The sequence below is a fragment of the Nocardia sp. NPDC051832 genome, from assembly GCF_040681285.1.
Taxonomy (GTDB): Bacteria; Actinomycetota; Actinomycetes; order Mycobacteriales; family Mycobacteriaceae; genus Nocardia.
This window is the reverse complement of sequence record NZ_JBFAYL010000003.1, coordinates 1,599,329-1,622,315: the sequence shown is the minus strand read 5'-3', so window position 1 is coordinate 1,622,315 and position 22,987 is coordinate 1,599,329. Positions and strand designations below refer to the sequence as shown.

The window sequence follows — 22,987 nt, the reverse complement described above, 5'->3', positions numbered from 1 at the left end:
CAAGACCCCGCCGGCCCGCGGCTCCTAGGCTGACGAGCATGACTCCGCATTTGGATTTCTTCAGCATCGTGGTCTCGGACATGGCGGCCTCGGTGGCGTTCTACCGACGGCTCGGGCTGGCCTTCCCGGCGGGCGCCGAGACCGAATCGCACGCCGAGGCGACGATTCCCGGCGGCATCCGGATCGCCTTGGACACCGAAGCAGTGATCAAGTCCTTCTACCCCGAGTGGCAGGGCGCCGCCGGCGGGCGGATCGGGATGGCGTTCCGATGCGCGACCGCGGCCGAGGTCGACTCCGTCTTCGCCGAACTGGTGGAGGCGGGCTACGAGGGCGAACTCAAACCGTTCGACGCCGCGTGGGGGCAGCGCTATGCCGTCGTCAAGGACCCGGACGGCACCGGGGTGGACCTGTACGCGCCGCTGTCGTAACGGCTAGACGCGAGTGAGCAACTCCCCCAACGGCATTCCCGCCAGCTCGCGCACTTCGCGGGACAGGTGCGCCTGATCCGCGAAACCCGTCAAGGCCGCGGTGTCGGCGAACGGGGTGCCCGACCGCACCACAGCCATCGCTCGTTGCAACCGCAGAATCCGCGCCAGGGTCTTCGGTCCGTAGCCGAAGGCCGCGAGCGAACGGCGGTGTAGCACACGGGCGTTGAGCCCCGTCGCCGCCGCGGTGGCCGCTACCGATCGGCCGGAATCGAGCGCTCGCACGACTTGGCGCAACACCGGATCGGCGGGCCCGGCCGCGGACGCGCGGTCCAACGCGATGGCTTCGAGCGCGGCGAGCCGGTCGGGTGCGTCGTCGACCTGCCCGGCGAGCCGGCGCACTGTCGCGGCGGGCCACAGATCGGCGAGTTCGACCCGGCGGTCTCGTAGTTCGTGCGCGGGCACACCCAGCAGCGCGGGCGCGGTGCCCGGATAGAACCGGATACCCGCGACCTGCGCACCGGCCGGCATGGCCGGGGCGAACGCGGCGGTGTCCGGGCCCGCGACGACGAGTTTTCCCTCGCGCCACAGCAGGTCGATGCATCCGTCGGGCAGCACCGGCGCCGCCACGTCATCGGCGGCCACGGTGCGTTCCCACACCACGGCATCCTCGAAGCGCGAGGGCCGCTCCCGGTAGCCCGCCGAGACGCTGATATCAGCCACGAAACCAGGCTACGTCGAGCCTGTGACACCTACTCCGGCATCAGCCCGCGGGGCGCGACACGCAGGTAGTCGACGTCGCCGGTGCTGATCTTGGCCTGCGGATCCTTGCAGCCGACGGTGACCTCGGTGGCCGGTGAGGACGAGAAGGTCCACAGCGTGATCCAGTCCCGGCCCTCGACGGATTCGCGTTTGCGCTGATCGCCGGAGCGCAGGTCCTCGTTGCGACCGGTGCTGTCGGTGACCGTGCAGCGCAGCGTGGCGACCGCGTCGCCCCAGGCCGCGGGCACCTTGATATCCATCACCGCGTCGGCGGGCACGACCACCGTCTCGGTGTCGCCCAGGGGAATTCGGACACCCTCGACGGCCGCGGGCGCGACCGTCGGAGTCACCGGGGCGGCGGTCGTGGTGGAGGTGGCGGGCGCCGCGTCCTTCACCGTGTCGTCGGCGCACCCCGCCACGGTCACCGCCAGCAGCGCCGGAATCGTCAGCCAGATCAGCCTCACAGATCAACCTCTCGTCACGCCCGCGCACCAGGCGACAGGATGGGATCAATGGATCGAACCGAGCATGAATCTTCAACAGCGAATGCAGACTACCCGGCCGGAATAATTCGGAATTAAATCCGACCCGTCCCCGGAATCCGCGGCGGCCGTGTTGTCGCTGATCCGCCGCTATGATCGCGCACGGAGCGGCGTCTGCGGTCCGCGCGCGTCGCTGTATCGACCGGTATTTGTCTTGGAGGGCATCGGTGAGCAAGTCCGTCGCATTCAGCACCCCCGATATCGTGCTGCCGGACGGAACTGCGGACTGTTATCTGGCACATCCCGGCGACGGGGCCGCGCACCCCGGGGTACTGCTGTTCGCCGACGTGTACGGGCTGCGACCGGTCATCCGGGAGATCATGGAAACCATTGCCGCCGAGGGTTTCACGGCGCTCGCGCCGAATGTGCTGTTTCGGTCCGGTCGTTCGCCGGTATTACCGATGCCCGATCAGCGAGATCCGGCGGGCCATGCGGAATTCTTCAAAAAGCTCGCTCCGGTACGCGCCGCACTCACACCGGAAAAATCGCTCCAGGACGCGGCCGTATATCTGAATTATCTTGCCGCATCGGAGTTCTGCACTCCGGGCACGGTCGCGGTGGCCGGATACTGCATGGGCGGGCGGATGGCGTTGCGCACCCCCGCCGCCTATCCGGTGCGCATCGCCGCCGCCGCGAGTTTTCACGGCGGGCGCCTCGCCGAGGCCGACGCGCCCGACAGCCCGCACCATTCCCTGGACGACGTCACGGCGGAGGTGTTCGTCGCGCACGCGAGCGACGACCAGTCGATGCCCCCGGAACAGATCCAGGTCCTGGAGCAGGCGCTGACCGCCGCCGGCGTAGCGCACACCTCGGTGGTCTACCCGAAGACCCGGCACGGCTTCACGATGCGCGACACTCCGGTGTTCGACGAGCGGGCCTACCAGCGGCACCTGAGTGATCTGCTGGCCCTGCTGCGGCGCAACACGGACCGCGACCGCTAGGCGGCTCCCGCGTCCGACAGAATGGTTCTCGGATCGACCGTTTCGAGCGACCCGCGAGCAGTGGCTCGGCGGGCACCGAGGAGCACGATGGAACTGTCCTACGGGGATGTCAAAGACGCCGCCGCACGCATCGAAGGCCGGATCCGTCCGGTCGCCGTCGCGCCCGCCGAGGGCATCGCACCCGGCGGCTCGAATCCGTTCCAGGCGTGGTTCGCGCTGGAGTACATGCAGCACACCGGCACATTCAAAGCCCGTGGCGCACTGAACTTCTTGCAGGCGCACAAGGACGAGGGCACCGTGCCCGCCGCCGGGGTGACCATCGCCTCGGGTGGTAACGCGGGTCTGGCGTGCGCGTGGGCGGCGCGCGACCAGGGCATTCCGGCGACGGTGTTCCTGCCGGCGACCGCGCCCGCGGTGAAGGTCGAGCGGTTGCGCGGCTACGGCGCACAGGTCCGGCTGGTCGGCTCCGAGTACGCCGAGGCGCTGGAGGCCAGCCGGGAGTTCGCGGCCAGCAGCGGAGCCTTGCAGTCGGCGGCCTACGACCATCCGCTGATCGCCGCCGGGGCGGGCACGCTGGCCGAGGAGATCCACCACCGGCTACCCGAGCTGGACACCCTCGTGGTGGCCGTGGGCGGGGGCGGCCTGTTCGCCGGAGTGGCGACGGCCGCAGGGCATTACGGGGTGCGGACGGTCGCGGTGGAGCCGGCCGGGTGCTGCGCGCTCAACGCCGCGCTGGCCGCCGGGGAGCCGGTCGATGTCGTGGTGAACTCGATCGCGGCGGACTCGCTCGGGGCGCGGCGGGTCACGCAGCTGGCCGTCACCGCCGCCCAGCGGTTCGACGCGGAGTCGGTACTCGTGACCGACGAGGAGATCGTCGCGGCGCGGCGGACACTCTGGGCGGATCGCCGCATCGCGGTGGAGCACGGCGCGGCAGCGGCCCTGGCGGCCATCACGTCCGGGCGCTACCGGCCCGCGCCGGGCGAGCGCGTGTGTGTTGTGCTCTGCGGCGCGAACACCGACCCGAGCTCCTGGTAGGGCGTCAGCTGCCGACCAGGGCGTTCATGATGGTGCCGGCGCTGGTGGCCACCACTCCGCCGATCATGGCTCCGGCCACCATCTTCGGCGATTGCAGGCCGCCGCCGGTCCACTTCTCCCAGGCGAATCTGCCGCCCGCGAAGATGATGGCGACGATGCCCGCGAGCAGCACGAACCAGGTGAAATAGCTGACCATCTGCTGGAACTTGTCGGCGATCGGCGGGGCCAGCGGTTCCGGATTGCCGACCTGGGCCAGCACAGCGGAGCCGACCAAGTCCTGTGTCGCGGCGAGAATGATGCTCACAGTAGGTTCCCCTTCGGCCGGTACGAATATGCCGGACAAATCCTACTCCGTGCCCGCGGAACCTATTGGGCGACAGGGGAACTCACAGAGAGTGCCGACCGGTCGGCTTACCGCCGGAATCAGTCCATGCACAGCGCCGCTTCCAGGATGGTGTCCGAGCCGACGGTGATCCCGATATTGCCCGCGACCCCGGGCAGTTCGTTCATCACGACGGTGACGGCGCGGGTTTCGGTGGCGACGCTGAGGGTGCTGAAGCCGTGGATGGCGCCGGTGTGGCCCCAGGCCTGCACACCGCAGGAGGTGGAGAACCGGAACAGCCCGAGCCCCGCGGCCTCGGCGTAGCCGATCAGGCCGGTGGGCAGGCCGGTTCGCATCTGCGCCAGCAGGTCCGGGGGCAGCAGTTCGCCCGAGAGCAGAGCCAGGAAGAACCGGTTGAGGTCGCCTCCGGTGGACACCATTGCCCCGTCGGCCAGCCCCCACCCGGCGTCGATATCGGTGACGTCCACCCGGACACCGCCGAATTCGTGATAACCGCGGGGGTGCGGGCCGCGCAGCACCTGTTCGACCGGATACAAGGGCCAATAGGTGCCCAGCATGCCGAGCGGCACCAGGATCCGGCGGGTGACCTCCACGGCCGCCGGAAGTCCCGTGACCCGCTGAATCAGCTGCCCCAGCAGCAGATAGTTGGTATTCGAATAGCCGACCTCCGCGCCCGGCGTGAATTCGGCAGGGCTGTCCAAACCGAGCCGGATCAGCTCTGCGGCCGGACGCGCGGCGCGCAGCCCCTCGACCGATTCCTGATCGATCATGGACAGGTAGTTCGGAATACCGCTGGTGTGCTGCAACAGATTTCGCACCGTGATGACCGCGCCGTCACCACCCGGACCGTGCACCGCACCGGGCAGGTAGCGCTGCACCGGACTGTCCAGTTCGACCCGCCCCTCGGCCACCAGTTGCAGCACCACCGTCGCCACGAACGACTTCGTGACACTGGCGATCCGCACCTGCGCCCCATCCGGGAAATGCCCGCCGGTCCCGAAGTCCCCGATGCCACTATCGAATTGATCGACCCGGCCGGCCACTGTGTGCACCAGCTGAGCACCGGGCACCCCGGCGGTGGCCACCAATTCGTCGAGCTCGGCCTGCAACGTCGCCGTCTGCTCGGTCGGCGGCGGCACAGCCGTCGCTGGCGACACCGCCAGCACTACCGAAACCGCGGTAGCGACCAGCGCCGCCCGCATCATGGACCACCGCATCCGGCGTCTCCCTGCTATGAAAGTGTCAGCCCCGCAGGCGATATCACCATCGGCGCGACACCCGTTAACCCATGATGCCCAGTCCGGGGCTCGGGCGCGGTCGATTCCGCGGTCAGCACAGCGCCGATCGCCCCCGGCGCATTCTCAGCAGAATTTCATCGAATCACCTGCGCGAACACAGACTCGGCCGGTTGAATGCGTGGTGGCTGCCCCGCCCGGATCACCTCTCGGGCGGCAGGCAGCGCCAAACTTCCAGGGACGCGCTATGACCGCAACTCGCACGCCGATCACCGTGTACTGGCGCTGGGGATGCCCCTACTGCCTGCGGCTGGCCGTCCGGCTGCGCGCGGCGGGAATCCCGTTCCGCAAAGTGCCGATTCGCGATCCCGAGGCCGCGGCGGCGGTGCGCGCGATCACCGGCGGCGACGAGATCACCCCGACCGTCCTGGTGAACGGCAAAGCGCTGGTCAACCCGAGTATCGACGAGGTACGCGCGGCGCTGCGCGACTAGGCAGTGTCCTGTAAGTCGTCGTGGTGTTGGTTAGGCACCGGGTCACGGTTTCAGGCGGGCCCGGGCGCGCGGGAGCTCGGGCTGATCTTGATTCCTGGGCGACGGACCGGTGATAGCATGAGTCATGCAGGGGGACCATTGTTTTCAAGATGCCCGATGCCTACACCACTGGCGTGACGTCAGCATCGATACGGAATGAACAACTTCACGGTCCAGTTGGGCAACCTCACAGGGTTCCGATTGGATCTACAGGACATCGGCACCAATTTCTCGTCGAACGCATCGCGGATGCTGTCAGACATGTCGATCCCGAGCGGGTCGATCGGGCTGCTGTCGACCTTGACGCCCTCGTTCGAGAAGTTGCAGAGCACGCTGTCGTCATCCCATCGACAAGATCTGGCCGGCCTCAGCACATTCGACACCGATCTCGCTACTGCCATCACCCGGTACCAAGCATCTGACGACGCCTCCGCGAAGGCGATCTCGACGCTCACCCCCGGTGAGACGGTGAACATCTCGGGCGACCCTGGAGCCATCAGCAGATTCGGCGGACTGCAATCGCCGACCCTCTCGGCGGTCGACGAGAACCAGTTCTCCGTGCGGCAGGTGGTTGACGGCAGCATCGAACTGATCTCTCCATACGACGAAAAGCTCAGTGCGGCAATCGGCGTCAAGCCTGCCGCGGACTACCTGACCCCGCTGGCCGCAGACTGGGAGACGTTACAGGCACTGGGGAAGCGGATCTATCAACTCGGCATCAACGACTTCGTGGCGTCGGAGAATCTCTCCGGCGGACTCCAGTGGCTGCAGACCAGCTGGACCGGAACTGCGGCTGAGGCATTCGCAACGAGCGCGAGCAGTCTAGGGCAGGCGATCGCAGCGCGCAGTGATGACCTGGACGCGGTGTCGAAGATTGTCCAGACCGGCGGCGCCTACCTCGAGCGCCTGGTGTACAACCAGGCGATGGGTCTCAGCAGCGCCCTCACTCAGCCGATGACTTTCATCGACATCACGCTCCCGCTGTCGCATTGGGCCATGATTGTCAACGGGCCGATGCGTGAGTCGTTCAGAACGGAGATCACCGCCGGAATCGACGCGATGAAGAAATCGGCGAACGCGCGACGAGACGCGATAACAACCGCTGTCGGGCGAATTTCCCAGGCGCTGGATTATTTTCCAGAGCGTGCGCGCCCGAATGCGAGTGAATTCGAGATTCCGGACAAGGTGGCTGCGGACTTGGGTGCAATAAGATACGGGCTCGACAACAAAGTGTGGTGGGAGACCAGCATTGCATCCACCTGAAGACCGTGCATTGCCGAAGAATCGGGCGATCTACGGTTCCGACACCGGAGTCCTCGGCAAAGCAGCAGCGACCTTGGCTCGCGTTGACCTCACTGCCGTCTTGGTGGCATGGGATTCGTTCGGATACGATCTCGCACCAAAACTGCTGCGGACATATTTGCGTGACGAGGGGCCTAACTATCAGTATCGATTCGATAGTGCCGAGATTCGGAAGATCGTGAAGACAAGTGCCGTACAAAAAGCGGCAGCCGCCAGCCTGGATGAGGTGAAAGGTATGGCGCGGACGGAACCTAGAATTGGTGTTGCAACGGAGATAACCCCCGCGGGTTGGATAGGCAACGTTGAAATCACTGACGACGATGACTTAGCCAACGCCCTAGGGCACTTCGATGTCGCGGTAGGAACCGACACAACCGTTTACAAGGCCGACGACGGCAGCCTTCGCGCAGAAATGGACTACCGGATATACGTATACGACTATTACAACTTCGACCTCAAAGGCGATCATCTGATCAACATCAATCCCGCGAAAACCATCAACAACGAGGCGCGGCAGATGGAGGAGGCCGGGTGGGCACGATCTTTCAAGTCCAGAGGCGAATCGGCTATGGAACATTGGAGCGGCACGCTGTGACTAGAGGTGTCCGTAAAAGCGTTTACCTTGGCGCATTTTCCTGTCTGCTTTCCGGTCTGCTCGCCGGCTGCTCCAACAACGGTTCCGACACCTTGAAAGATCTGGCAACATGCGGAGAATTTGTATTTCCAGACGACGCCAAGATGATCTGGTACCGAGAGCACTCAACCTTCGGAGATGAACTTCTGGATGCGGTGGTCGAAATCGCCGCGAGCAAGGTTGCAGAGTTCAAGCAGCAGTCCCGGTTGGAAAAATTCGAGCCGGGAGTACCCCGGTATTGGCGTGAATCTTGGCAGGATATCGGCCAGGCGCAGCTGCTCGCGAGCGACGCCGGCAACGAGCATCTGGTCGAACTGAACCAGAGTCCGACGAGGTGGGTGGTTATTCACGACTCCGGCAGCGAGGTAAGGCAGCTGTTTATCAAGGTGGGCTGCTGACGGGGCAGCGATGACTGACCGGACACGTCCTAGCGGATCGGTTGCAGCTCCGCGGGTTCGGCGGCCTCGGGCAGTTGGGCCGAACGCCGGGTCGCCCACACGAACAGCACCACCAGTAGCACGCTCAGCCACACATAGGTGTCGCCCTCGAAGTGCTGCCAGGGCGTCCAGGACAGTTCTCGATCGTCGTCGCCCGGCAAACGGTTCTGCGGACCGTAGACGAAGATCCACGCGGTGATCGCGGTGACCGCGAACCAGCGCAGGCGGCGCGGCCACGGGAACCGCAGCGCGTAGCCGAACATCGCGAACAGCGCGGGCGCGATCATCACCCAGTGATGCGACCACGAGATCGGCGACACCAGCAGCGTGAACACCGCGTTGATCGCCAGCGCCAGCGGCGGGAAGTCGAGCGTGCGACGCATCGCGACCACCACGAGCACCAGCAGCAGCGCGCTTATCGCCAGCCACAGAATCGTGAACAGCGGCTTCTCGATGCCGAAACGGGCCAGCACCGCCTGGATCGACTGGTTGGTGTGGAACGACGAACCGCTCAGCCCGGACACATTGCCCATGCCGTGGAACCAGTACTCGACCGACGCCTTGGGCAGGATCGCGAAGCTCAGCAGGGTCGCGACCGCGCCGGTGACGGCGGCCGTGAGGGCCGATTTGTAGTCCTTCTTGACCAGGAAGTAGAGGACGAACGCGGCCGGGGTCAGTTTGATGGCGGCGGCGAGACCGATCAGCATGCCGCGCCGCCACTTCGGCTTGCGCGCCAGCACGTCGGCCGCGACCAGCGCCATCAGCAGCAGGTTGACCTGACCGAAGTTCAGGGTCGCCCAGACCGGTTCCAGCACCATGGCCAGCGGCACGGCGCAGGCCGTCGCGTACAGCGCGGTGCGCAGCTGGTCCCGCGCGGGCCAGATGCGGCGGGCCACCAGGTACAGCGTCACCGCCAGCGCGGCCACCGAGGAGACGAAGAACAGGAACGCCGCCGGATCCCACGGCAGCAGCGCGAACGGCCCGAGGACCAGGGCGGCGAACGGCGGGTAGATGAACGGCAGGCTGATGCCCGCGTTCGTTTCGGGCAGCTGACCGTACATGTTGCCGCCGTCGCGCAACGCCTCGACGCCGAGCCGGTAGACCTGCAGGTCGATGAAATCGCCGGTGATCGGGACGCCGCCGCTGGCCGCTTGCACCGGCCAGATCGGCACGGTCAGGAACAGATAGGCCACCACGGCAAGGAGCGCCGGGACAAGCCACACGACGGGCCCGTAACGGCGGTCCGGTGACTTGGATGCATCACGCGCGGTGGAACTATTCATCCGCGGCAACTATACCGATAGGGGTCGGAAGGCCGAACCCCGCCGGGTATGGCGGGGTTCGGCCGGCACCGGCTAGTGGGCAACGACACCGCTGATCTCGTTGGGAGCCGACGGCAACGTGGCCGCGGCCGTGACCGCCCCCGCGGCCAGATCGATCCGGTGCACCTTCTTGGTAGCCGGATCCGACACATAGGCGATGTTCCCGCGCACGAACAGCGCCGGTCGCGCCTGCTGCCACTTCAGCGGCTCCGACCAGGAGTCGAGCACCGGAATCGTCTTGGTGACCCGGCCCGCGACCGGATCGATCACGTGGATCTTCCCGTCGGTGCCGAGCACCAGCGCCTCACCGGCCGGTCCGCGGCCCAGCGAACGGAAGGTGTAGCTGGTGCCGAGATCGACCAGCTTCAGGGTGCCGGTCGCGGTGTCGATCAGCGAGACCTGGGTCGGGCGCTCGAGTTCGGCGTCCTTGTCCTTCTTGTAGTCGCCGAGCACGATCGCGGAGGCGTCGGTGCCGGACTGGTTACCGATCCGGCCGTAGGCGTCCGGGCTGGTCACCTTCGTGATCTTGCCGTCGCGGTAGACGAGCACGCCGGTCTGGCAGCCGATGACCACGGCCTCGCCCAGCGCGGTGGCCTCGCCGTGCACGCCAGGGCAGTCCTCGTTGCGGGCGATCTCCTTGCGGTCCCGGTCCAGCACCACGATGCCGACACGCTTGTCCTCGGTGCCCAGGGTGGTGACGAGCTGACCGTTGGCCAGTTCGATCGCGACACCGTGGTGCGGCGCGGCCGATTTGTAGGTCTTGGTGTCGGGCTTGCCCGCTTCCAGCTGGTCCGAGGCGAAGCTGGTCACCTCGCCGGAGCCGTCGGCGAACAGCACGGTGCGGCCGGCGTGCGTCACCACGTGGCCGGGCTTGGACGCGGCGAACTCGATGTCGGTGAACTTCGCGTCGTAGGCGTCGAAGACCTTGAAGGTGTCCTTGTGCGTGACCATCAGATGGTGGTCGTCGCCGGCCGGATTGAGGCGATTGAAGCCCTCCAGCTTGACGTCGCCCTTCTGTTCCAAGGTCTCGCCGTCGAGGACGAGGATGCCGCCGTCGTAGGTCAGGGCGATCGGCTCCGCGCCCGCCTCGTGCGGGTGCTTGTCGGCGGTGTCGTCGGCGCCGCAGGCACCCAGGGCGACAGCCGAGGCGACGAGCGCGGACAGGGCCACCGTCTTGGTGGCACGTGACCGGATATTCATTCGGTACTCCATTTTCTAAGGTGCGGTGAGACCGCGGACGATGTCTTCGGTGTTGGCGCGCGCCATCTCCAGGTAGCTGCCCGCACCCTGGCCCGGTTCGGTGAGCGATTCGGTGTAGAGGCCGATGACCCGCACGTGCAGGCCCACGCGTTCGGCCAGGACGCGGGCGAGCCGGTCGGGCTGCGAGGAGTCGACGAAAATCGCGCCGACGCCCGCGGCGCGGATCGCGTCGGCCAGCTTGCTCAGATCCGAGGCGCTCGGCGAGGCCAGGGTGGTGCCGCTGGGGATGACCGCCCCGACCACGGTGAAGTCGAAACGCTGTGCGAAGTAACCGAATACGTGATGGTTGGTGACCAGCTTGCGTTTCTCGGCGGGGATGGCGGCGAACTGCTGGGTCATCCACTGGTCGAGTCGATCGAGCTCGGCGAGGTAACCAGTGGTGCGCTCCCGGACGGCAGCCGCGTCGATGCCGTCGACATCCGCCAGCACCCGGGCGCTGATCAGTTCGACCGCTCGGCGCACTCGCTGGGGGTCGGTCCAGAAGTGCGGATCGGGCTTGCCGCCGGCCTCGTCGGCGCTGTAGTTGATCGGGTCGAGTTTCTCGGCGACCGACAGCGCCGGGACACCGGATTCGACCGCGGCGGCGACATTGCGCGCGACACCCTCTTCCAAGCCGAGGCCGTTGTGCACGACCAGCGCGGCCTGTTCGATCTCGGCGGCCTGGCGCGCGGAGATCGCGAACGAGTGCGGGTCGGCCCCGGCGGGCATCAGCACGGTCACCGGGACCGCGTCGCCGACGATGTTGCGGGTGAGATCGCCGAGGATGTTCGTGGTGACGACGATGCCCTTGCGGTCGCCGCCGTCGCCGGAACAAGCGCTCAGGGCGGGCAAAAGAACTGCCAGGCAGGCGATTACGCGGATCATTGTTCTCATTGGCCGGTCTCCACCATCAGCGCCGGCGCGATGTCGAGGGTGAATGTCCTTGCCACGCGCAGGTTGTCGTTGTAGTCGATTTCGTGCACGACGCGAGCGGCGGCGTCGTTGAGGTAGGCCCGCGCGGTGTCGACGACCAGCGTCGCGGAACCGGCCGCCGCCATGACCTTGGTTTGCGCTGTGCGCGCACCGGTTTCGGGGTCGAAGCCGTGCAGCACGCCGTCCCGGGTGAGGGCCAGCAGCGGTGCGCCCTCGCCCGCGGTATTGACCGCGACCACGTCGGCGAGCGGCACCAGCCGCCAGGCCTTCTTGCGGATATCCAGGGACCACAGGCCCTGGTTTCCGGCTTTGGCGGTGAGCGCCGTACTGCCCGGCCGGTGCGTGAACTCGACCGCGCGGTCGGCTTCGGCGACCGGCGTCGGGTAGGGGATCTTCTCCCCCGTGAAGCCGTCCTCCTGCTTGCGCACCACCAAAGCGCCATCCGCACAACCGAAGACGACGCCACGACGGGTGACCGCCTGACCGCGCGGGCTGACACAGGGTTCGGTGACGGCGGCGACCGGAGCGCCTTCCCGGGAACGGACCTCCACCCGGCCCGTCTGCCCCGCGACCACCAAGCTCTCGCCGTAGGGAACCGCTACACCGTCGCCGATCCGGCGAAGCTCCTTGACGACGCCCTTGTCGAGTTCGGCACGGTCCAGCAGAGCCGTGGCGCCGTTCTCGAAAGCGACCGCCACTACGGACTTGTCGCTGTGCACGGCCGTAATCCGTCCGCCCGCAACCGAACCCGCATCGCGAATCGGCGCGCGGTAGTAGTGCACGTGGTCCTCGTGGTCGACCATCCAGGCGCCGCTGTCGGTGATCCGCACCGAATCCCCCACGCCCGCATAGCCGTACCGGCCGTCCCCGAACAGGCGCTGCGCGCCTTCGGCTCGGCCCGCCTCGGTGACCTTTTCGGTGAGCAGGTCGAGGACGCGGATCGCTCCGGTGCCCTGATCGGCCAGGATCAACCGCGACTGGGCGTCGGCGGTTTCCTCCGCGCCCTCGACATAACCGTGCGGCGTCTCGGTGGGCGTACTCGGCGGCGCTTCCCCGGCTCCGCAGCCGGCCAACGGCACGGCCACCACAGCGGCCAGCGCCGCCGCACCGGCCCCGGCGCGGCGCAACCGTTCCCGCAGTGCCGAGGCGAGGGCGGACGCGAAGAACAAGCCCACCGCGACGATCGCGATCGTGGCGCCAGCGGCCGTCTGAGCGTGCCAGGAGATCAGCAGTCCCGCGCCGGTCGACAGCGCGCCGAAGCCGGCCGCCAGCACCATGATCAGCGGAATCCGGTTCGCCCAGAAGGTGGCCGCCGCGGGTGGCGCGATCAGCAGACCGAACACCAGCAGGGTGCCGACCACATGGAACGAGGCGACGATCGCCAGCGTCACCAAACCGACCAGCGCCACCTGCGCCACCCTGGGCCGCAACCCGAGGGTGTGCGCCTTGCGCGGATCGAAAGCCAAGGCCACGAACGCGCGGTGCCCGAGCACCGCCACCGTGATCGCCCCCAGCAAGGCCGCGGCCAGGAACCTGAGATCGCTTGTGCGCACGCCCAATACGTCACCGAAGAGGAACGCCGTCAGGTCCACCGCGAACGAGTCCGACCGCGACACGATGATCACGCCGAGCGCCAGCATCCCTACGAACAACAGACCGATCCCCGTGTCCGCCGAGAACCGCCGATTCCGGCTCAGCACCGAAACGCCGAAAGCCATTGCCCCGCAACTGATCGCGGCTCCCAGCAGCAGATTTCCGCCGAGTAGCGCCGCCACCGCCACGCCGGGCAGCATCCCATGCGCCATCGCGTCCCCGAGAAAGGCCATGCCCCGCACCACAACCCACGTCCCCGCCACCGCGCAGATCCCGGAAACGAGCAGCCCGCCCCATAACGCCCGTTGCACGAACGCCACCTCGAACGGGTCCATCAGCCACTCCATGTCGCGACACACTATGATGAAAATGATTATCGTTACAAGCGAGGTGACATGGAACACAAACCGGACCCCATCGCGATCCACCTGGACGCGGTCAGCGCGGGCTACGCCGGGAGCCTGGTCCTGCACGAGGTGACGGCCACCATCCCCCGAGCCCAGGTCACCGCCCTGATCGGCCCGAACGGATCCGGAAAGTCCACCCTGCTCGGCGTCATCGCCGGGGTGCTGGCGCCGCAGCGCGGAGCCGTGCGCCGCACGATCCCGGGCCGCCCGGCCTTCGTCGTCCAGCACACCGCGGTCCCTGCCACGCTCCCCCTGACCGTGCGGGAAACCGTGGCCATGGGCCGCTGGGGTGACCGCGGCCCCTGGCGCCGCCTCACCCGCGCCGACCGCGACCTGGTGGCGGCCTGCATGGCCCGAGTCGACATCGCCGACCTCGCCACCCGCCGCCTCGACAGCCTCTCCGGCGGCCAACGCCAGCGCACACTGCTGGCACAGGCCCTGGCGCAGGAATCGCGGTTACTGCTTCTCGACGAACCCGCGGCCGGCTTGGATTCCGAAGCCCAAGAAGCAATTTCGCGCTGCCTCGCGGAGCTCACCGCCGAGGGCGTCACCGTCGTTCAAGCCACCCACGACCTCGCGGAGGCCGCGCGCGCCGAGTACTGCTTACACCTGCGCGACGGCCGCCTGCTCGCGGAAGGCACACCGGACCACGTCCTCGAGCACCGCCTAGCGCCGACTACGGCCACTTGACCCGAGGTCGGCACCGCGCCTCCGCGCAGGTGATTCCGGCGTGGCGCCAACTCTGCCAACCGCACGGCGGGACCGGCCGAAAGCGACTGGGGCCGGACTCCTAGAGGCGGGCGGCCGAGGTGCGGAGCAGATCGATGAGATCGGGGTCGTGGACTGCGAGGCGGCCGGTTTTGCCGATGGCGGCCAAGGCTCCGGTGACGGTGCCGTCCGGGGTCTGCACCGGCACGGCGATGGCGCTGCGGCCGACGCGGCATTCGTCGACCTCGGTGGCGAAGCGGGCTCGGGTTACTCGGTGCAGCTCGGCGGCGAGGGCACTGGGCGAGGTGATGGTGAAGGCGGTGACGCGGCGGAGGGCCGGGGTGGTCAGTTCGGGGTGACCGGCGAGCAGAAGCTTGCCGATCGCGGAGGCATGGGGGTGGGTGGTCAGCAGGTGTTCACCCCCGAGTTCGTGGTCGGGGTCCTTGTCTATCAGGCGGATTCGGTGGCCGGTGAAGGCGGCGAGGTGGATGCCGAAGCGGAGTCGGGTGCGTAGCTCGTCGAGGACGCGGTGGCGGTCGGCGGGCGGTTCGGGTGTGCCCGCGAGTTCCCGGGTGCGGCGGCCGAGGGCGAAACCGGAGAGGTCTTCGATCCGGACCAGATAGCCGTCGGCGACGAGCAGGTTCAGCAAGCGGTACGCGGTGGCGGGAGCGATACCCGTCTGCGCGGCAATGCTTTTGGCGGTCGCGCCCGGTCCGAGCTGGGCCACCGCCTCCAGCAGTGCCAGCGCCTTCTGCACGGCCCGGGGCTCGTGGCCGGTCGGACCGTCGTGGCGGGCCGGCGCGCTCACGGCGCGCGCGGGCCGGTGCGATTCGACCCGACCAGGGCGACGCTGCCGCGGGCGTTCACCGCGAAAACCCCGGCCCCGGGCAGCACGTCGGCCGATTCGGGACTGTCGAAAACCCCTATCGCGGTGACACTTCGGGGATGCCGGTGGCGCAGATAGCGGTGCCAGCCCGCGCCGGCGAGTATCACCGCGCACAGCATCACCGGTGCGGCGAAGAGTCCGTTGCGTGCGTCGGAGAGGCTGAGGTAGGCGAGGGTGGCCGAGAGGATGGCGGCGCCGGCCCAGCCGGCGTACCGGTCGGCGCGGCTCGATTCGTGGATGCGCCGCAGGAAACGCACGGCCGACACCGCGAGCAAGATGTAGGCGGCGACCAGGGCGGTACGGATGGCGGTCTTCGCCGGGGCGGGCACCCCCTCCAGCAGATCGAAGGTCGAAGCGCCCACCGTCACGAGGCTGACGATGCCGGCCAGTGCGACGTGCGGTGTCCGCAGACGCGCGTTCACCCGGGTGAGCGCGCGCGGCAGCACACCCTCCAAGCTCATCGAATACACCAGCCGCGAGGCCGCGTTCGACGAGGCCATCGCCGAACCGAACCACGAGCAGGTGAGCCCGGCGTTGAGCAGCACCACCACGGCGGGACTCACGCCGGCCGCGGTGCCGTGCAGATAGGCCCCGACCAGCGCGCCCGCCCGGCCGGTCCACGCCGCCCAGGCCGCGAAGATGAACAGCGACCCGCACAGCACCGGCGTGATCAGCACGACCCGCGTCACGGTGGCCAGCGGCCTGCGGGTTTCCGGTGCGAACACCGCGGCGCTCTCGAATCCGGCGAGCGCGAACAAAGCCGACATGGCCACGAAGAGCACTCCCGGCCCGGGCGGCGCGGGCGGTGTCACGGGGGCGGTCGCCGGCGACACCAGCATCAGGCCCACGATGAAAACCAGAGAGCACACCTCCACCGCGAGGATCACCACGGCCGCGAATCGCACGCCACGCACCAGCGCGCAGCCGATAGTCACCGCGACGGCCAGATACACGGCGCCGATTCCCCAGCCGCGCACTACGATTCCGAGTTGCGCGGCGGCCGCGATCGCCGCCTGCCCGCCGTGGTACATCGTGATCGCCGCGCTGCCCAGATATTTCACCAGCAAGCCCACCCCGCAGGTGAGCGCCAGCCGCGGGCCCAGCCCCTGGAAGACGAAGGTGTAGAGCCCGCCGGAGGCCGCCAGCCGCCGGGTGAATTGCGCGACGCAGTGCGCGATCAGGGTGATCACCAAGGTCGCTACGACAATGGTGATCAGGCCCGCCAGCTCGGTCTCGTGGGTGAACATGGTGACCGGCAGCAGCACCATCGACACCGCCGGCGCGGTGGTGGCCACCGACTGGCCGAGCAGTTCCACGCCGGTCAGTTGCCTGCGGCCCAGCGCGCGCAGTGGCGACACCGCAGGCCGTTCGGGTTCCCGCGCATCGAACGACCGCGCGACAGCATCGGCCAGAGCCGTCATCTCACACCTCCATCCCGCGCGAACCGGTGCGGGCGAGGCTAATCAGGCCGGGTTTCGGTCACGTTGCGTTTGCGAGTCCACTGCTGTGCGGCGAATGAGAATCCCGCCGGGCCGATCCCACTCTGCGGCCGGTGAGGTTTTTCCCCGGCGTAGCCGAATCGACTCGCACCGCTCCAAGACTTGTCGCCGTACGAACATCGCGACGGATGGAGCTGGAATGACGTTCACGAGGCGAACTTTCGTGCAGGGCCTCGGTCTCACCGGTGGAGCCGGTCTCGCCTACGGGGCATTGTCGACGCTCGGGCTCGCACCCGCGGCGGCCGACGGATCGGCACGTTTCCGGTCGCCGGCGATGGGCGATCTGCTCGGTCCGGCCGCGGGCAAGGCCACGGTGCTGATCCTCGGCGGCGGCCCGGCCGGGCTGTGCGCGGCCTACGAGCTGCGCAAGGCAGGTTACGAGGTCACCGTGCTGGAGGCCCGGAAACGACCGGGCGGGCGAGTGTGGTCGGTCCGCGGCGGAACCACCGAGACCGATCTGAACGGCGAGACCCAGACCTGCACTTTCGGCGAGGGGCACTACTTCAACCTCGGCGCCACCCGAATCCCGCAGGGCCACATCACCCTCGACTACTGCCGCGAACTGGGCGTAGAGATCCAGCCGTTCGGCAACCAGAACGCGAACACACTCGTCAACTACAAGAGCGACACCTCGCTTTCCGGGCAGTCGATCCCGTACCGAGCGGCCAAAGCCGATGTGTTCGGCTACATTTCGGAACTGCTGCAAAAGGCCACCAGCCGCGGCGCCCTCGACGACGTCCTCACTCCGGTGGACAAGGAAGCACTGTCGTCGTTCCTGCGCGACTTCGGCGATCTGTCCAGCGACGGCCGCTATCTCGGATCCTCCCGCCGCGGTTACGACTCCGAGCCCGGCGCCGGACTGAACTTCGGCACACCGCGCAAGCCGTTCCAGATGTCGGAGGTGATCCGCGGCGGGCTCGGTCGCAACATCAGCTTCGAGTTCGGCTACGACCAGGCCATGATGATGATGACCCCGGTCGGCGGGATGGATCGCATCTACTACGCCTTTCAGCGCGAGATCGGACCGGACCGAATTCTCTTCGGCGCCGAGGTCACCTCGATGAAGAACACCCCGAGCGGGGTTCAGGTCGAATACACCCAGGACGGCAAGAAGCAGGCTCGCACTGCCGATTACTGCATCTGCACGCTGCCGCCCAATCTGGTCGGCCGCCTGAGCAACAACCTGCCCGCCGCGGTGCTGACCGCGCTGAAGGCCGCGATCCCGGTGTCTTCCGGCAAGCTCGGCATCGAGTATTCGCGCCGCTGGTGGGAGCTCGACGACCGAATCTTCGGCGGCGCCACCAACACCGACAAGGACATCGCCCAGATCATGTTCCCCTACGACCATTTCAGCGGCGACGGGGGTGTGGTCGTGGGCTACTACAACACCGGCAAGCGGCATCAGGCCTTCGAATCCCTGACCCACCGGCAGCGCCTGGCGAAAGCCGTCGGCGAAGGCGCGGCCATCCACGGCGAGAAGTACGGTCGCGACATTCTGTCGTCCTTCTCCGGAAGCTGGCGGCGCACAAAGTATTCCGAGGGAGCGTGGGTCGGCTGGAGCGGAAGTGACTCGCACGGCGGCGAGGCCACCCCGGAGTACTCCGAACTGCTCGCCCCGGTCGAGCGCATCTACTTCGCCGGCGACCACCTCTCCAACGCCATCGCCTGGCAGCACGGAGCTTTCACCTCGGCCCGCGACGTGGTGACCGCGTTGCACACGCGTGTCGCCGCCAGTTGACCCACTTTCGAAGGAGAACCATGCACCGACCGATCACCGTCGCCACCGCGACCCTCGCGGCCGCGGTCGCACTCACCGCCTGCTCCGCCGGTTCGGCCGAATCACCGGCCGCGGCGGGCCCGGCGAGCAAGCCGATTCTGGAAGCGGGGCAGGCGAATCCGATGATCGCCCAGGGCGTGCTCATCGCCGCCGGCGCCACCGTCTACAAGACCAGCGGCCTCGGGCCGGCCGCCGTCAACAAGGCCGCACCGGAGGGCAGTCCCGAATCCTTCATCGACACCCAGCAATTCGCCAAGGCGGTGCTGCCGCCCGGGGTGACCATCACCGAGGCACAGGGCATCGCCGTGCTGACCAAGATCAAGGAGAACCTGGAGGCCCAGGGCTTGGCGCTGGACGACGTCACCACCATGCGGGTGTTCCTCGACAACGCCCCCGGCAGCGACCGCGCCGACTACGCGGGCTGGAATCGGGCCTACCGCCAGTTCTTCGCCAACACGAACCTGAACACCGGTGACACCGAACTCGTTCCGCTCGGCACGGCGGCACCGGCCGCACCACTGGTCCGGAATCCGGCCCGGCCCAGCCGGTTCACGCTGGAGGTGGCGAGTCTGCCGGTCGCGGGCTGGCTGGTCGAGGTCGAAGTCGACGCCGTCTATCCGGCGGGAAAGGCGCCCTAGTCGCCTCGGAAAGCAGGTCGTACTCCTGGATTAGGGGATGCGGCGGTGGCAAGCTCATTCGGTAGCCGGTGTGGGTTCCCGGCACGACGGATGGGGCTCCGATGAAGGTCACGAGGCGAACTTTCGTACAGGGTCTCGGGATCACCGGTGGCGCCGGATTGGCCTACGGCGCGATGGCGACGCTCGGACTCGCACCGGAGATCACCGACGGGTCAGCCCGGTACCGGCCGCCCGCGATGAGCGATCTGCTCGGCAAGGCCGCGGGGAAGGCGTCGGTGCTGGTTCTCGGCGCTGGACCGGCCGGGCTCTGCTCCGCCTACGAGTTGGGCAAGGCCGGATACGAGGTCACCGTGCTGGAGGCGCGGCAGCGGCCGGGCGGACGAGTGTGGTCGGTGCGCGACGGGACCGTCGAAACCGATTTGGACGGGGAGACTCAGACGTGTGCCTTCGGTCCGGGACAGTACTTCGACCTGGGTGCCAGCCGGATTCCGCAGGGCCACATCACGATCGATTACTGCCGTGAACTCGGCGTGCCGCTACAGGCATTCGGCAACCAGAACGCGAACGCACTCGTCAACTACGCGAGCGACAGCGCGTTGTCCCGGCGGTCGATCCAGTATCGAGCGGCCAAAGCCGATGTCTACGGCTATCTTTCCGAACTGCTCCAGAAAGCCGCGGCACGCGGCGCACTGGATGACGTGCTCTCCGCCGCGGACAAGGAAGCGCTGTCCTCGTTCCTGCGCGACTTCGGCGACCTGTCCAGCGATGGCCGCTATGTCGGGTCGGCGCGCCGCGGGCACGAACCGTCACCCTTCGCCATGTCGGAGGTGATCCGCGGCGGGCTCGGTCGCGACTTCAGCTTCGAATTCGGCTACGACCAAGCCATGACGATGCTGGCGCCGGTCGGCGGCATGGACCGGATCTACTGCGCGTTCCAGCGCGAGATCGGCACCGGCCGAATACGTTTCGGTGCCGAGATCACCTCGATGACGAACACCGCGGACGGCGTGCGGGTCGAATTCGGCCAGGAGGGCAGGCAGCAATTCGTCACCGCCGACTACTGCGTCTGCACCCTGCCGCCGAATCTGGTCGTCCGGCTGGCGAACAACCTGCCCCCCGACATCCTGGCCGCGCTCCGGGCGGCGCGCCCGGTGCCCGCCGGCAAGCTCGGCATCGAGTACTCGCGCCGGTGGTGGGAGCTCGACGATCGGATCTTCGGCGGCATCACCTACACCGACCTCGATATCACCCAGATCATGTATCCCTCCGACCATTTCAACGAGGCCCGCGGGGTGATCGTCGGCTACTACAACACCGGCAGGCGGCAGCAGAGTTTCGAATCCCGCTCGCACCGTGAACGTCTGGCGAAAGCGATCGAGGCGGGGACAGCCATCCACGGCGACAAGTACGGCCGCGACATCGTGTCGTCGTTCTCCGGAAGCTGGCGGCGCACCCGGCATTCCGAAGGCGCGTGGGTGGAATGGCCGGGCTACCGCAAGCTGCACGAGCCGGTGGACCGCATCTACTTCGCGGGCGACTATCTCTCGAACGCGGTCGCCTGGCAGCACGGCGCCTTCACCTCCGCGCGCGAAGTGGTGACGGCGCTGCACGCGCGCATCGCCGCCAGATGAGCTCCGTTCAGGCCCGGCCGAGGGCGATGCGGTGCAGCAACCGCGCCGCCGTACGGGCGGTGCGGTTGTCGATGTCGAGAGCCGGATTCAGTTCGGCGACATCGCACACCGCGAGTTTGCCGCTGGCGGCGACACGGTCGGCGACCGCTTGGATGGTTTCCAGCGGGACGCCGTAGGCAGCCGGCGCGCTCACACCCGGGGCGACGGCGGCGGGCAGCACGTCCAGGTCGATGGTGAGGTAGACCAGGTCGACCGAGGCCAGGAAGCCATCCACGAAGTCCAGCACCGACGCGAGACTGCCGGTGCCGCAGTCATCGTCGAGCAGATACCGGACCCCGAGGCGATCCGCGGTGTCGAACAGCATCGCCGTGTTGCTGGGCTGACTGATCCCGATCACCGAGTACTGCCAGTCCGTACCCTGCGCCTGCTCCCACTCGGCGATCTGCCGGAAGGGTGTCCCCGAGCTCGGCACCGGATCGGAACGCAAGTCGAAATGCGCGTCCAGGTTGAGGATTCCGACGCGGGTGGCGGCAGTGCGCCGCCCCGAACGCGCCAGACCCAGGTAGGTGCCCAGCGCCACCTCGTGGCCGCCCCCGAGGACGATCGGGAAATGGCCGGAGTCGAGCACCTCGGAAACCACCGTGGCCAGCGCGTCTTGACCCTTCTCCAGGTTCTCGTCGGTGACCTCGACGTCGCCTGCGTCGAAGGCGCGCAAGGGAGCGGGTAATGCCATGGCGGACAGCGCTCGCCGCAAAGCGGCGGGACCTGCGGCGGCACCCGGACGGCCCTTGTTGCGACGGACGCCCTCGTCACAGGCGAATCCGATGAAGACGCAGGCACCAGAATCCGCTGCGGGCGAATAGGATTCGACAGCTTGATGCCAGCGCAAGTGCTCCTGGCTCGTCCCGTCGACCCGGCCGGCCCACTGCGAATCACTCACCTTGTTGCCCCACTTCCATCTCGTACTCCATGCCCGGAGCCCCGGTGCGCCGGCCAGGCGGGCGGCGTGCCGCCGCCCTTCCAGATCTGCCGCACCAGCGGCACGCCGGGGCGGTAGGCCAGGTGCAGGTAGGAAGGTGCGTCCAAGACCACCGCGTCGGCCCGCATACCCGGCGACAGAACGCCGACATCATTGCGGCGCAAGGCTTTCGCACCACCCACCGTCGCAGCCCAGACCGCTTCTTCGGGGGTCATGCGCAGGTCCCGAACCGCGAGGGCGATGCAGAACGGGATGCTTGTCGTGTACGAGGTGCCGGGGTTGCAGTCCGCCCCGAGCGCTACCGTGACGCCCGCATCGATCAACGCACGCGCGTCGGGATAGCTATTGCGCGTACAGAAGTCAGCGGCGGGCAGCACCGTTGCTACGGTCGAACTACTGGCGAGCGCCTCGATATCAGCCTTGCTGACGTGCGCCACGTGATCGACCGAGGCGGCGTTGTGGGCCACCGCGACCTGCACGCCGGGCCCCTGGTGCAGCTGGTTTCCGTGCACTCGCGGAATCAGCCCCGCCGCCGCGCCCGCGGTGAGCACGGCATCGGCCTGATCCCGATCGAAAGCACCCTGCTCGCAGAACACATCGATCCACTTCGCATGGGGTGCACAGGCTTCGATCATCTCCGAGCAGACCATCTCGACGTAGTCGTCGGCCCGGCCCGCGTACTCCGGTGGCGGCACATGGGCCGCCAGCAGGGTCACCTCGTCGGTGAACTCGGCGGCGATGCGCACGCTGCGCAGCTCACTCGCCACCGATTGCCCGTAACCGCTCTTGATTTCGACGGTGGTGCTGCCCGACCGCAGGGATTCGTCCAATAGCCGCCGCACGTTCGCGCGCAGCTGGTCGTCGGTGGCGGCGCGGGTCGCGGCGATGGTGGTGCGGATACCGCCTGCGGCGTAGGGCTTTCCCGCCATGCGCGCGCCGAATTCCTCGGCACGATCACCCGCGAAGACCAGATGCGAGTGGCTCTCGACGAACCCCGGCAGCACCGCCGCGCCACCCAGATCGTGCCGCTCGTCCGCGTCCGGAGCCTGTCCCGCCGGACCTACCCAGGCGACCACCTCCCCGTCGAAAACGACCGCGGCATCGTGGATCACGCCCAGCGGGCCCGCGCCGAGCGCGGAGTCGTTGGTAACCAGCGTGCCGATATTGGTCAGCAGCACCGACACGGC

23 protein-coding genes are annotated in these 22,987 nt (G+C 67.8%); 11 read left to right on the top strand and 12 right to left on the bottom strand.

Features of this window, described 5'->3' with window-relative positions; all coding sequences use genetic code 11:
• Window positions 1-38 precede the first annotated feature (38 nt).
• The gene (locus tag AB0M14_RS25225; protein ID WP_364998811.1) at window positions 39-428 is read left to right on the top strand and encodes a VOC family protein; all 390 of its coding nucleotides are present in this window, start codon (window positions 39-41) and stop codon (window positions 426-428) included.
• A gap of 3 nt (window positions 429-431) precedes the next feature.
• Here AB0M14_RS25225 and AB0M14_RS25220 read toward each other — a convergent pair whose 3' ends face one another.
• A complete protein-coding gene (locus tag AB0M14_RS25220; RefSeq protein ID WP_364998809.1) occupies window positions 432-1,148 on the bottom strand; it encodes a DUF6597 domain-containing transcriptional factor in 717 nt (238 codons plus the stop codon).
• Between the two features lie 29 nt (window positions 1,149-1,177).
• Entirely contained in the window at window positions 1,178-1,651 is a 474-nt protein-coding gene (locus tag AB0M14_RS25215) for a hypothetical protein (RefSeq protein WP_364998808.1), read from the bottom strand.
• A gap of 245 nt (window positions 1,652-1,896) precedes the next feature.
• Here AB0M14_RS25215 and AB0M14_RS25210 point away from each other — a divergent pair, with 245 nt between their 5' ends.
• Together AB0M14_RS25210 and AB0M14_RS25205 are read left to right on the top strand one after the other, a co-directional pair.
• Window positions 1,897-2,670, top strand: coding sequence for a dienelactone hydrolase family protein (locus tag AB0M14_RS25210; RefSeq protein ID WP_364998806.1), 774 nt, complete (start codon window positions 1,897-1,899; stop codon window positions 2,668-2,670).
• A gap of 87 nt (window positions 2,671-2,757) precedes the next feature.
• Window positions 2,758-3,705, top strand: coding sequence for a threonine/serine dehydratase (locus AB0M14_RS25205; RefSeq protein ID WP_364998804.1), 948 nt, complete (start codon window positions 2,758-2,760; stop codon window positions 3,703-3,705).
• 4 nt (window positions 3,706-3,709) lie between these two features.
• Here AB0M14_RS25205 and AB0M14_RS25200 read toward each other — a convergent pair whose 3' ends face one another.
• Both AB0M14_RS25200 and AB0M14_RS25195 read right to left on the bottom strand, forming a co-directional pair.
• Window positions 3,710-4,009 carry a hypothetical protein gene (locus AB0M14_RS25200; protein WP_364998802.1) on the bottom strand — a complete coding sequence of 100 codons (300 nt, stop codon included), beginning with the start codon at window positions 4,007-4,009 and terminating at the stop codon, window positions 3,710-3,712.
• 119 nt (window positions 4,010-4,128) lie between these two features.
• Window positions 4,129-5,265: a serine hydrolase domain-containing protein gene (locus AB0M14_RS25195; protein ID WP_364998800.1), complete on the bottom strand. Its 1,137-nt coding sequence runs from the start codon at window positions 5,263-5,265 to the stop codon at window positions 4,129-4,131.
• Window positions 5,266-5,530: 265 nt separating this feature from the next.
• On the opposite strand from AB0M14_RS25195, the gene AB0M14_RS25190 reads away from it, so the two are divergent.
• The 4 genes from AB0M14_RS25190 to AB0M14_RS25175 all read left to right on the top strand — a co-directional run bounded on the left by AB0M14_RS25190 (window position 5,531) and on the right by AB0M14_RS25175 (window position 8,149).
• On the top strand, window positions 5,531-5,776 hold the full coding sequence (locus tag AB0M14_RS25190) for a glutaredoxin domain-containing protein (RefSeq protein ID WP_364998798.1): 246 nt from the start codon (window positions 5,531-5,533) through the stop codon (window positions 5,774-5,776).
• Between the two features lie 195 nt (window positions 5,777-5,971).
• On the top strand, window positions 5,972-7,078 hold the full coding sequence (locus tag AB0M14_RS25185; protein WP_364998796.1) for a hypothetical protein: 1,107 nt from the start codon (window positions 5,972-5,974) through the stop codon (window positions 7,076-7,078).
• Window positions 7,065-7,712 (top strand): hypothetical protein, encoded by a 648-nt coding sequence (locus tag AB0M14_RS25180; protein ID WP_364998794.1) that lies wholly within the window; start codon window positions 7,065-7,067, stop codon window positions 7,710-7,712. Before AB0M14_RS25185 ends, AB0M14_RS25180 begins: the two co-directional genes overlap by 14 nt.
• The gene (locus AB0M14_RS25175; protein WP_364998792.1) at window positions 7,709-8,149 is read left to right on the top strand and encodes a hypothetical protein; all 441 of its coding nucleotides are present in this window, start codon (window positions 7,709-7,711) and stop codon (window positions 8,147-8,149) included. The genes AB0M14_RS25180 and AB0M14_RS25175 overlap by 4 nt, the downstream gene beginning before the upstream one ends.
• Window positions 8,150-8,178: 29 nt before the next feature.
• Here the strand turns inward: AB0M14_RS25175 and AB0M14_RS25170 are convergent, their stop codons facing one another.
• The 4 genes from AB0M14_RS25170 to aztB all read right to left on the bottom strand — a co-directional run bounded on the left by AB0M14_RS25170 (window position 8,179) and on the right by aztB (window position 13,622).
• The gene (locus AB0M14_RS25170; RefSeq protein ID WP_364998790.1) at window positions 8,179-9,471 is read right to left on the bottom strand and encodes a glycosyltransferase 87 family protein; all 1,293 of its coding nucleotides are present in this window, start codon (window positions 9,469-9,471) and stop codon (window positions 8,179-8,181) included.
• Between the two features lie 72 nt (window positions 9,472-9,543).
• Complete coding sequence (gene aztD / locus AB0M14_RS25165) at window positions 9,544-10,710, bottom strand: zinc metallochaperone AztD (protein ID WP_364998788.1); 1,167 nt, start codon at window positions 10,708-10,710, stop codon at window positions 9,544-9,546.
• A gap of 15 nt (window positions 10,711-10,725) precedes the next feature.
• On the bottom strand, window positions 10,726-11,643 hold the full coding sequence (gene aztC, locus AB0M14_RS25160) for a zinc ABC transporter substrate-binding protein AztC (protein WP_364998786.1): 918 nt from the start codon (window positions 11,641-11,643) through the stop codon (window positions 10,726-10,728).
• Window positions 11,640-13,622, bottom strand: coding sequence for a zinc ABC transporter permease AztB (gene aztB, locus AB0M14_RS25155; protein WP_364998784.1), 1,983 nt, complete (start codon window positions 13,620-13,622; stop codon window positions 11,640-11,642). Before aztB ends, aztC begins: the two co-directional genes overlap by 4 nt.
• 48 nt (window positions 13,623-13,670) lie before the next feature.
• On the opposite strand from aztB, the gene aztA reads away from it, so the two are divergent.
• Entirely contained in the window at window positions 13,671-14,372 is a 702-nt protein-coding gene (gene aztA / locus AB0M14_RS25150) for a zinc ABC transporter ATP-binding protein AztA (RefSeq protein ID WP_364998783.1), read from the top strand.
• A gap of 100 nt (window positions 14,373-14,472) precedes the next feature.
• On the opposite strand, the gene AB0M14_RS25145 is transcribed toward aztA, so the two are convergent.
• Window positions 14,473-15,198: a helix-turn-helix domain-containing protein gene (locus AB0M14_RS25145; protein ID WP_364998781.1), complete on the bottom strand. Its 726-nt coding sequence runs from the start codon at window positions 15,196-15,198 to the stop codon at window positions 14,473-14,475.
• The gene (locus AB0M14_RS25140; protein ID WP_364998779.1) at window positions 15,195-16,697 is read right to left on the bottom strand and encodes an APC family permease; all 1,503 of its coding nucleotides are present in this window, start codon (window positions 16,695-16,697) and stop codon (window positions 15,195-15,197) included. Before AB0M14_RS25140 ends, AB0M14_RS25145 begins: the two co-directional genes overlap by 4 nt.
• Window positions 16,698-16,914: 217 nt before the next feature.
• Between AB0M14_RS25140 and AB0M14_RS25135 the strand changes: the two genes are divergently transcribed.
• The 3 genes from AB0M14_RS25135 (at window position 16,915) to AB0M14_RS25125 (ending at window position 20,821) form a co-directional block, all read left to right on the top strand.
• Window positions 16,915-18,513: an FAD-dependent oxidoreductase gene (locus AB0M14_RS25135; RefSeq protein WP_364998777.1), complete on the top strand. Its 1,599-nt coding sequence runs from the start codon at window positions 16,915-16,917 to the stop codon at window positions 18,511-18,513.
• A gap of 20 nt (window positions 18,514-18,533) precedes the next feature.
• On the top strand, window positions 18,534-19,190 hold the full coding sequence (locus AB0M14_RS25130) for a Rid family hydrolase (protein ID WP_364998775.1): 657 nt from the start codon (window positions 18,534-18,536) through the stop codon (window positions 19,188-19,190).
• Between the two features lie 101 nt (window positions 19,191-19,291).
• Window positions 19,292-20,821, top strand: a complete 1,530-nt coding sequence (locus tag AB0M14_RS25125) for an FAD-dependent oxidoreductase (RefSeq protein ID WP_364998773.1) — start codon at window positions 19,292-19,294, stop codon at window positions 20,819-20,821.
• A 7-nt stretch (window positions 20,822-20,828) separates the two neighbouring features.
• Here the strand turns inward: AB0M14_RS25125 and hutG are convergent, their stop codons facing one another.
• The gene (gene hutG / locus AB0M14_RS25120; protein WP_364998771.1) at window positions 20,829-21,761 is read right to left on the bottom strand and encodes a formimidoylglutamase; all 933 of its coding nucleotides are present in this window, start codon (window positions 21,759-21,761) and stop codon (window positions 20,829-20,831) included.
• The gene (hutI, locus tag AB0M14_RS25115; protein ID WP_364998769.1) at window positions 21,758-22,984 is read right to left on the bottom strand and encodes an imidazolonepropionase; all 1,227 of its coding nucleotides are present in this window, start codon (window positions 22,982-22,984) and stop codon (window positions 21,758-21,760) included. The genes hutG and hutI overlap by 4 nt, the downstream gene beginning before the upstream one ends.
• Between the last annotated feature and the right edge of the window lie 3 nt (window positions 22,985-22,987).

What these genes read in the sequence shown, in the direction of transcription:
- AB0M14_RS25205 (WP_364998804.1), top strand. Translation starts at nt 2,758, where the DNA reads ATGGAACTGTCCTACGGGGATGTCAAAGACGCCGCCGCACGCATCGAA.
- aztA (WP_364998783.1), top strand. Translation starts at nt 13,671, where the DNA reads ATGGAACACAAACCGGACCCCATCGCGATCCACCTGGACGCGGTCAGC.
- AB0M14_RS25125 (WP_364998773.1), top strand. Translation starts at nt 19,292, where the DNA reads ATGAAGGTCACGAGGCGAACTTTCGTACAGGGTCTCGGGATCACCGGT.
- AB0M14_RS25190 (WP_364998798.1), top strand. Translation starts at nt 5,531, where the DNA reads ATGACCGCAACTCGCACGCCGATCACCGTGTACTGGCGCTGGGGATGC.
- AB0M14_RS25140 (WP_364998779.1), bottom strand. Translation starts at nt 16,697, where the DNA reads ATGACGGCTCTGGCCGATGCTGTCGCGCGGTCGTTCGATGCGCGGGAA.
- aztD (WP_364998788.1), bottom strand. Translation starts at nt 10,710, where the DNA reads ATGAATATCCGGTCACGTGCCACCAAGACGGTGGCCCTGTCCGCGCTC.
- AB0M14_RS25130 (WP_364998775.1), top strand. Translation starts at nt 18,534, where the DNA reads ATGCACCGACCGATCACCGTCGCCACCGCGACCCTCGCGGCCGCGGTC.
- aztC (WP_364998786.1), bottom strand. Translation starts at nt 11,643, where the DNA reads ATGAGAACAATGATCCGCGTAATCGCCTGCCTGGCAGTTCTTTTGCCC.
- aztB (WP_364998784.1), bottom strand. Translation starts at nt 13,622, where the DNA reads ATGGAGTGGCTGATGGACCCGTTCGAGGTGGCGTTCGTGCAACGGGCG.
- AB0M14_RS25225 (WP_364998811.1), top strand. Translation starts at nt 39, where the DNA reads ATGACTCCGCATTTGGATTTCTTCAGCATCGTGGTCTCGGACATGGCG.
- AB0M14_RS25185 (WP_364998796.1), top strand. Translation starts at nt 5,972, where the DNA reads ATGAACAACTTCACGGTCCAGTTGGGCAACCTCACAGGGTTCCGATTG.
- AB0M14_RS25170 (WP_364998790.1), bottom strand. Translation starts at nt 9,471, where the DNA reads ATGAATAGTTCCACCGCGCGTGATGCATCCAAGTCACCGGACCGCCGT.
- AB0M14_RS25135 (WP_364998777.1), top strand. Translation starts at nt 16,915, where the DNA reads ATGACGTTCACGAGGCGAACTTTCGTGCAGGGCCTCGGTCTCACCGGT.
- AB0M14_RS25195 (WP_364998800.1), bottom strand. Translation starts at nt 5,265, where the DNA reads ATGCGGTGGTCCATGATGCGGGCGGCGCTGGTCGCTACCGCGGTTTCG.